General features: G+C 66.3%; 9 protein-coding genes. 5 read left to right on the top strand and 4 right to left on the bottom strand.

Features of this window, described 5'->3' with window-relative positions; translation table 11 throughout:
* From M9978_RS04715 to M9978_RS04705, 3 genes are all read left to right on the top strand, one after another.
* Positions 1-303 (top strand): transposase (locus M9978_RS04715; RefSeq protein ID WP_254291789.1); only part of this gene is annotated, 303 nt, incomplete at its 5' end.
* A 637-nt stretch (positions 304-940) separates the two neighbouring features.
* The gene (locus M9978_RS04710) at positions 941-1,882 is read left to right on the top strand and encodes an ABC transporter ATP-binding protein (protein WP_254291787.1); all 942 of its coding nucleotides are present in this window, start codon (positions 941-943) and stop codon (positions 1,880-1,882) included.
* Complete coding sequence (locus M9978_RS04705; RefSeq protein WP_254291785.1) at positions 1,879-2,649, top strand: ABC transporter permease; 771 nt, start codon at positions 1,879-1,881, stop codon at positions 2,647-2,649. Before M9978_RS04710 ends, M9978_RS04705 begins: the two co-directional genes overlap by 4 nt.
* On the opposite strand, the gene M9978_RS04700 is transcribed toward M9978_RS04705, so the two are convergent.
* From M9978_RS04700 to glpX, 3 genes are read right to left on the bottom strand one after another with little or no spacing between them, the layout of a single operon-like run.
* Positions 2,646-4,493 (bottom strand): CocE/NonD family hydrolase, encoded by a 1,848-nt coding sequence (locus M9978_RS04700; protein ID WP_254291782.1) that lies wholly within the window; start codon positions 4,491-4,493, stop codon positions 2,646-2,648. The genes M9978_RS04705 and M9978_RS04700 overlap by 4 nt on opposite strands.
* Before the next feature lie 46 nt (positions 4,494-4,539).
* Positions 4,540-5,265, bottom strand: a complete 726-nt coding sequence (locus M9978_RS04695; protein WP_254291780.1) for a CPBP family intramembrane glutamic endopeptidase — start codon at positions 5,263-5,265, stop codon at positions 4,540-4,542.
* 13 nt (positions 5,266-5,278) lie between these two features.
* Positions 5,279-6,247 carry a class II fructose-bisphosphatase gene (gene glpX, locus M9978_RS04690; RefSeq protein WP_254291777.1) on the bottom strand — a complete coding sequence of 323 codons (969 nt, stop codon included), beginning with the start codon at positions 6,245-6,247 and terminating at the stop codon, positions 5,279-5,281.
* Between the two features lie 155 nt (positions 6,248-6,402).
* Between glpX and M9978_RS04685 the strand changes: the two genes are divergently transcribed.
* Together M9978_RS04685 and M9978_RS04680 are read left to right on the top strand one after the other, a co-directional pair.
* A complete protein-coding gene (locus tag M9978_RS04685) occupies positions 6,403-6,732 on the top strand; it encodes a hypothetical protein (RefSeq protein WP_254291776.1) in 330 nt (109 codons plus the stop codon).
* 52 nt (positions 6,733-6,784) lie between these two features.
* The gene (locus M9978_RS04680; RefSeq protein WP_254291774.1) at positions 6,785-7,129 is read left to right on the top strand and encodes a hypothetical protein; all 345 of its coding nucleotides are present in this window, start codon (positions 6,785-6,787) and stop codon (positions 7,127-7,129) included.
* Between the two features lie 4 nt (positions 7,130-7,133).
* Here the strand turns inward: M9978_RS04680 and M9978_RS04675 are convergent, their stop codons facing one another.
* Positions 7,134-8,426, bottom strand: a complete 1,293-nt coding sequence (locus tag M9978_RS04675) for a homoserine dehydrogenase (protein WP_254291772.1) — start codon at positions 8,424-8,426, stop codon at positions 7,134-7,136.
* Positions 8,427-8,535: the final 109 nt, after the last annotated feature.

Here is an 8,535-nt window from a genome sequence, read left to right as displayed (position 1 = left end):
CGAAGCCTCTCGGCATGGGTCGGACTGACCCCGCGCCAGAACTCGAGTGGCGGCAAGGAGCGGCTTGGCAGTATAACCAAGGCCGGCAACACCTACCTGCGCGAGTTGCTCGTGGTCGGAGCTATGGCAGTGATTCGGCGCGCAAGGCATGGCAGCGCAAAATGGCCCTGGGTGGGGCAACTGCTGGAGCGTAAGAAGCCCAAGGTTGCCGCTGTTGCGCTGGCCAACAAGAACGCCCGGATCATCTGGGCCATGTTGGCAACCGGCGAGCCTTACCGGGACGCGGAGCTGGCGGCAGCCTGAGAGATCGCGCCCCAGGGCGCCACGCAAGTTGGAAAGGGCAGACTGAACTGACGCAACAAGCCGGTTGAAACCGCCGGAGCAGGATAACCCGAACGACCCCAGCACTTCGAGTGCGTGCAATTGGGAGGGACCTGATCCGCGCGAATGGCATCAGGGCCAGCGGCCATGCAAAGCCGCGCGAACAGGCCGGACACATGGGCGCCTCAACTAGCCAGCGCAGAGCAGAAAACCCCCTTGCCAACGGAGAGCCGTCCACACAGGGGTCGTTTGCGGCCAGTCCGCTTTCGCTCCTTCCAATGTTGGAAATCATCTGTTCTATCCTTGTCGATGGACCGCTGCCGCCACATCGACCACCCGCCACCCGCGCGTAACTGCCGCATCCGTGTCGCCGACATGGCGCGTGCCCGTCGCGCCGATGTCGCGCGATCGTCGCGCAAGTGTCGCGTCGGTGTCGCGTCGGTGTCTCGTATGTGTTGCGTGATGGTCGCGAAGCGGTCACATCCCGTCGCGTCGTCGTCGCAATCGCCCATACACCCCGCAATTGTGTCAACTTCGTCAACCGACGCCGCCGAACCGATCGGCCGCGGTTGCCGTGATGCTCGCCGATACCTACATCCGCGCTCGACAAGGGGCCTTCATGCAACCAATTCTGTCCGTCCGTGGCGTCAGCAAGACCTATGCCTCGGGACATCGGGCGCTCAAGACGGTCGATCTCGAAATCGCCAAGGGCGAGATCTTCGCGCTGCTCGGGCCGAACGGCGCGGGCAAGACGACGCTGATCAGCATCATCTGCGGGATCGTCACGCCGAGCAGCGGCACGATCACCGTCGATGGCCACGACGCGATCGCCGAGCCGCGCGCGGCTCGGATGAAGATCGGGCTGGTGCCGCAGGAATTGTCGGTCGACATGTTCGAAACGGTGCTGGCGACGACACGCTACAGCCGCCGGCTGTTCGGCCGCGCCGGGCATGACGCCTATATCGACGAGGTGCTGCGCGACCTGTCGCTGTGGGACAAGCGCAACTCCAAGATCATGGAGCTGTCCGGCGGCATGAAACGCCGCGTGCTGATCGCCAAGGCGCTGGCGCACGAGCCGGACATATTGTTCCTCGACGAGCCCACCGCGGGCGTCGATGTCTCGCTGCGCCGCGACATGTGGAAGCTGGTCAAGCGGCTGCGCGAGAAGGGCACCACCATCATCCTCACCACCCATTATATCGAAGAGGCCGAGGAGATGGCCGACCGGGTGGGGGTGATCAACAAGGGCGAGCTGCTGCTGGTCGAGGACAAGGCGGCGCTGATGAAGAAGCTCGGCAAGCGCGAGATGGACATCGCGCTGGTCGAGCCGATGGCGACGATCCCGGCCGAGCTCGACGAATGGCATCTGACGCTCACCGACGAGGGCGAGCGGCTGCGCTACACCTTCGACGCGCAGGCCGAGCGCACCGGCATCCCCTCGCTGCTGCGCAAGCTCGGCGAACTGGGGATCGCGTTCAAGGATCTCGATACCTCCAAGTCGAGCCTCGAGGACATCTTCGTCGACCTTGTCGAACGGCGCGACGAGGAGCAGGCGGCATGAAGGGCTTCAACCATCATGGCGTCTGGGCGATTTATCGCTTCGAGATGGCGCGCGCGCTGCGCACGATCTGGCAGAGTCTGGTCACACCCGTGGTCACCACCGCGCTCTATTTCGTCGTGTTCGGCGGCGCGATCGGGTCGCGGATGCAGGCGCTCGACGGCGTCTCCTATGGCAGCTTCATCGTGCCCGGGCTGATCCTGATGGGGACGTTGCAGCTGTCGATCTCCAACGCGTCACTTGGCATCTATTTTCCCAAATTCACCGGCACGATCTACGAACTGCTATCCGCGCCGGTGTCGGCGATGGAGATCGTGGTGGGGTTCGTCGGCGCGGCGGCGACCAAGTCGGTGGTGCTGGGGCTGATCACGCTGATCACCGCGATGATCTTCGTCGATGTGCCGATCGCGCATCCGCTGGTGATGCTGGCGATGCTGGTGCTGACCTCGATCGCCTTTTGTCTGGCCGGCTTCATCATCGGCATCTGGGCCAAGGGGTTCGAGCAGCTCTCGTTCATTCCGAGCCTGATCATCACGCCGCTGACCTTCCTCGGCGGGGCGTTCTACACGATCAACATGCTGCCCGAGCCATGGCGCACGGTGAGCCTGTTCAACCCGATCGTGTATCTCATCAGCGGGTTCCGCTGGAGCTTCTTCGGCAAGGGCGACGTGTCGATCGAAGTCAGCCTGATCGCGCTGGCGGTGTTCCTGGCGGTGTGTTTGGGCGTAGTGGGGTGGATTTTCCGTACCGGGTGGCGGTTGAAGAACTAACCCGCCACCGGCAGGCTGACGAACGATCCGGTACAGACGCGCTGCGTCGCCTTCACATACTCGCTCCGCTGCGCCTTGTAGATGTTGGGGACGAATTTCTGCGGGTTGCGGTCGATCACGGGGAACCAGCTCGACTGGACCTGCACCATGATGCGGTGGCCTTTCTTGAACACATGGTCGCGGTCGTGCAGCGGGACGTCCCAGGCGCGGACCTTGCCCGGGACCAGCGGCTTCGACACTTCATACCCGTCGAGCCAGCGGCCGCGGCGCACCTCCATCGCGACCGGCAACTGATAGCCGTTCAAGGAGCGCGCATAGTCGCCCGGCTTGGGGCTCTCCGGCGGCTTGGCATAATTGTCGGGGAAGACGTCGATCAGCTTGACCACGAAATCGCTGTCGGTGCCGCTGGTCGCGGCCATCAGCGTCGCGGCGACGCGGCCGGTGACGGTGAGGTCGGCGTCGAGCTGCGCGCTGGTCCAGCTCAGCACGTCGGGGCGGCCCTGCAGGAAACGCTGGTCCTCGGTCTCCCACCACGGCCAGTCGGGCGAGCCCCAGGTCGAGGAGATCGGGCGCTGGCGGTAAGGGACGGGATTGGCCGGGTCGGACACATAGTCGCGGCAGGCAGCGCCGGTGGGCGCAGTGAAGGACAATGTGCCGTCGGCGGTGAGGTAGAGCTTGCGCGCCTCCGCACCCTTGGGCGGCCAGCTGGCATAGCGTTTCCACGTCCATGAGCCGGACTGGAACAGCGCCGCCTCGAACGCCGGCTTGTCGCCCTTGCCGTGGAGCCAGTGGCGGAAAAACGGCGCCTCGATCTCCTGCTGGAACTGCGTGCCGCTTTCCGTCCCCATCGGAATGCGGCCGAGCGACTCCGCCTTGCCGCGCCAGCCGCCGTGATTCCACGGCCCGGCGACGATCACGGCGAGGTTCTGCGGGTCGTCCTGCTGCTGCTTGCGGTGGATCTCCCACGGCCCCCACGGGTCCTCCTGATCCCACAGCCCGGCGACGTTGAGCGTCGCCACGGTGGTCTTGCCGAGCCGGGCGGTCCACACCTGCTTCTTCCAGAAGCCGTTATAGTCCGGGTTCTCGATCATCGCCCGGAATAGCGGGACACGGCCCTTGAGATGCTTGCGCTCGATCTCGTCGGGCGACCCGGCGTTCAGGAACCAGTCGTAGCTGTCATAGCCGTCATATTTGGCCGTCTCGTTGGTCTTCTCGGCCTGAAGCAAATGCAGCCAGTCATAGGCATAGGTCAGCCGCATCGCGCCATAGCGGTGCAGGTCGTCATGCATGAAATAGTCGGTCCACGGCGCCTGCGGACTGACCGCTTTCAACGCCGGATGCGGGCGAGCGAGTGCGATCGCCGCGGTAAGGCCGGGATAGGACACGCCCCACATGCCGACGCGGCCGTTGTTGGCGGGGACGTTCTTGAGCAGCCAGTCGATCGTATCATAGGCGTCGCTCGCCTCGTCCGTGCTGCCGTCGCGCAGCTCGGTCGACAGGGTAAACTGCGCCCCCTCCGATCCGAAGCGGCCGCGCATCGACTGGAAGACGAGGATATAGCCGTCCTTCGCCAGCGCGGCCCAGCTGGCCGGCATGGTCGATGGCGCTGCGCCGAACACGCCATAGGGCGTGCGCTGGAGCAGGATCGGGAGCGGGCCGCTGGCATCGCGCGGGGTCAGGATCACCGTCTCGAGCTTCGTCCCGTCGCGCATCGGCACCATCAGCTTCTGATAGGTGAAGGGCGATGTCTGAGCCGCGGGGGCGGCTTGCCGGCTGGCGGCGGGCGCAACGAGGGTGGCAAGCAGCAGGGCGGCAGCGGCGCGGCGCAGGGTCTGGGTTCGCATGATGGCGCGAGTAGAGCCTATCCCGCCCTCGCGACACAACCATCAATCAGGCGCGGGCGGGACCAATCAGCGCGGGGCGGATGACGAGGCCGTTGAGATTGAGCAGCGCGTGGACGAGCATCGTGAACCAGAGCGAGCCGGTGGCGAGGTAGAGGATCGCGAGCAGTCCGCCCGCGATCACTGAAAACGCCATGCCGGTGCGGCCCTGGTAGCGGTGGGCAAAGGCGAACAGTGCAATCGCCAGCGCGAAGCCGAGCTCGGCGCTGCCGCTGGCCAGCGTGGCGAATAGCGGGAGCGCGAGGCGGAAGAACAGCTCCTCGACGATCCCCGCGACGATGGCCAATATCGTCGTCCAGCCAAATTCGCCGGGCGTTTGCGGCAGGATGCGGGTGAGGTTGCCCGCCATCAGCTGGCGCTTGCCGCGATGCTTGCGCCACCAAGCGATCAACAGGCCGAGCAGCACGCCGCCGCCGAAGCCTGCCAGCACCGCAAACTTGAGTGCGGCGATGTCACCGCCGAAGCCGGCGAGATGGCGGGCATGCGCCGCAAGCTGCGCAAATTCATCGGGCAGCGTGGCCAGCGCCTCGAGCCGTCCGCCTGCAAGCAGCGCCGCGAACGACGCGGCGCCGAAGGCCAGCGGGGCGCGGCGCATCCAGCGGCGATAGCGGGCGATGCGCCCCGATCCGGTCGCGACACCGCCGCCGCGAACGTACCAGAAATAGGCGGCGAGCAGCGCTCCGAACAGCAGCCAGGTCAGCAGGTTCGTGCTCAACCCGCCTGGCCCGTCAATCGAGCCGGTGCTCGCCCTTGACCCAGCGCACCGTGCCCGAGCTGGCGCGCATCACGACGCTCTCGGTGGTCATCCGGTCCTTGCGGCGCTTGACGCCCTCGAGCAGCGAGCCGTCGGTCACGCCGGTCGCGGCGAAGATGCAGTCGCCCTTGGCCAGCTCCTTGAGGTCATACTGCTTGTCGAGGTCGGTGATGCCCCATTTGCGCGCACGGCTGCGCTCGTCCTCGTTGCGGAACAGCAGGCGGCCCTTGAACTGGCCGCCGACGCATGCCAGCGCGGCGCACGCCAGCACGCCCTCCGGCGCCCCGCCCGAACCCATATAGACGTCGATCGTGGTGTCGGGATTGGTGGTGGCAATCACGCCGGCAACGTCGCCGTCGCCGATCAGCACCACGCCGCAACCGATCTGGCGCAACTCGGCGATCAGCTTTTCGTGGCGCGGGCGGTCTAGCACGCAGGCGATGATCTCGCTCGGCTTCACGCCCTTCTGCGCGGCGATCGCCTCGATATTCTGGGTCGGGGTCTTGTCGAGATCGATGACGTCGCCGGTATAGCCCGGGCCGACCGCGATCTTGTCCATGTACACGTCGGGCGCGTTGAGCAGCATGCCTTCCTCGGCGATGGCGAGCACGGCGAGGCTGTTGGGGCCGGCCTTGGCGCAGATCGTGGTGCCTTCAAGCGGGTCGAGCGCGATGTCGATCTTCGGGCCCTTGCCGATCGCCGAGCCGACCTTTTCGCCGATATAGAGCATGGGCGCCTCGTCGCGCTCGCCCTCGCCGATCACGACGGTGCCGTCCATGTAGAGTTCGTTGAGCGCGGCGCGCATCGCTTCGACCGCAGCGGCGTCGGCGGCCTTTTCATCGCCGCGGCCGACCAGCGTCGAGGCGGCGATGGCGGCGGCTTCGGTGACGCGCACCATTTCGAGCACGAGGACGCGGTCGAGAACCTTGCTGGCGGTCTGCATGATCGTGGGGAGCCTCTCAAAATTCGCTTTGCCAGCGCCGATAGGATGCGCGCGCGCCGATGTCGATGGTCAGGTGCAGCCAAAAGCGCGGGGAACTGAAACAAAAACGAGGCGGCCAGCGTTCTTAAGTCGAACAGGAATCGAAGGAATTCGTGATGTTGAGTTTGCTGCTGGCGCTGAGCGCCGCGGTCGATACGCCGCGTGTAGTAACATTGCCCAAACGCGCGCGGCCCGCCGCGGTCGTGGTGCGCAAACGGACCGTGCGCAGGGCGCCGGTGAAGCGGATGCGAAGCGCCAAACTATGCGTGACGGGCAAATGCCTGCCCGCGGCCGAATCGCCTTATCGCCTGACCGGGCTCATCGAGCCCAAGTTCAGCGGCAAGCTGGACGCGGTCGCGAAACAGACCAAAATGGCGTGCGGTGTGCAGGGCGCGCCGGTCTGTCCGAGCAAGGGCGCCGAGCTGGTAAGCGCGCCGATCGATTGAACCAATTCGGCCACAAAGCCATGCGAAAGTTGCGGCTCGGAGGTGCCGGGCCATGGTCGTTGCGTTCGCGTTGCTGCTGCAGGCCGCGCCTGCCGACCTGGTGCTGACCGACTATCGCGCGCGCACCACAGCCGCGATCCCGTGCAAGACCACCGCGGCGAAGGACGAGATCGTCGTCTGCGCGCTGCGCGAGGCGGATATCAAATATCGCGTGCCGTTCGTCACTGCGCGTTCGATCGACAACATTCCCTATCAGACCGAGCGCGTGCTGGCCGATGTGATGTTCCAGTGCGGTGTCAGCGGCCCGTTCCTGACACAATGCGACGGAATGGTCGGTGTGACGGTCGGCGTCGGCTTCGACGGCAAGGTCGTGCGTAAGCGCGAGCCCGCGCCTTAGCCCGTCATTCGCCGAGGATGTGCATCCACATCGGCTCGCCCGACAGGCTCTGCGACCCGCGCAGCTTTTCGAGCGCCTGCGCGACGCAACGCTCCGGCCCTTCGTGCGTGACGATGGCGAGCAGCACTTCGCCATCGGCATGCGCGCCGCGCTGGATCAGCGATTCGATCGAGACGCCGGCATCGCGCATCGCGGCGGCGATCTCGGCCAGCACGCCGACCTTGTCGGGCACGGTGAAGCGCAGATAGGCGCGGCTGCGGCGGTCGCCGGTCGAGGCGGCGGGCTCGTTGGCGAGGCTGGTCGCGGGCATCGCATAGGGCGGGCCGAATTCGGTGCGCGCGATGTCGATCAGGTCGGCGACGACGGCTGAAGCAGTCGGGCCGTCGCCTGCGCCTGCGCCCTGGAACAGCAGGCGGCCGACGAAATTGCCCTCGGCGACGACGGCGTTGGTCGGGCCGATCACGTGCGCCAGCGGGTGCGCGAGCGGGACGAGGTGCGGGTGGACGCGCTGGAACAGCCCGTTCGGGCCGAGATCGGCAATGCCGAGCAGGCGCACGCGATAGCCGAGCGCGGCGGCTTCGGCGATATCGGCCGCGAGCAGATGGCGGATGCCGCCGATCGCGACATCGCCGAACGCCGGCTGAGTGCCGAAGGCGATGCTGGCGAGGATCGAGAGCTTGTGCGCGGCGTCCACGCCGTCGATGTCGAAGCTGGGATCGGCTTCGGCGAAGCCCGCGGCCTGCGCTTCGGCAAGGATCTCGGCGAAGTCGCGCCCTTCGGCTTCCATCTTTGAGAGGATGAAATTGCAGGTGCCGTTGAGGATGCCATAGACGCGGTCGATCTGGTTGGCCGCCGCGCCCTCGCGCAGCCCCTTGATCACCGGCACGCCGCCCGCGACCGCCGCCTCGAACTTCATCGGCGTGTCGGTCTTTTCGGCGGCAATGGCGAGTTCGAGCCCGTGATGCGCGATCATCGCCTTGTTCGCAGTGACGAGGCCCTTGCCCGCGGCGAGCGTCGCGCGCGCGAGCGCAAGCGCCGGGCCGTCCGAGCCGCCAATCAGCTCGACCACGACATCGGCTTTTGCGTGATGCGCAAGCTGGGTCATGTCATCGACCCAGTCGAAGCGGGTGATGTCGACGCCGCGGTCCTTGGTGCGGTCGCGTGCCGACACCGCCACGATCTCGATCGGCCGTCCGGCGCGGCGTGCGATCAGGTCGGAGTTGGCGTCGATCAGCCGGATCACCCCGGCGCCAACGGTGCCAAGGCCTGCAAGGGCGACTTTCAACGGCTCGGGCAAAGCTATTCCCCACTCACATCGTCACCCCGGATTCATTCCGGGGTCCACCGGGCGGACAGACTCGCCCGCGCGGCTCTTTGCGGCAGCGTGGACCCCGGAACAAGTCCGG

Source organism: Sphingomonas tagetis (assembly GCF_024211275.1).
Classification (GTDB): domain Bacteria; phylum Pseudomonadota; class Alphaproteobacteria; order Sphingomonadales; family Sphingomonadaceae; genus Sphingomonas; species Sphingomonas tagetis.
Note: the sequence above shows the minus strand (reverse complement) of the source record. Positions and strands in the feature narration are given on the sequence as shown.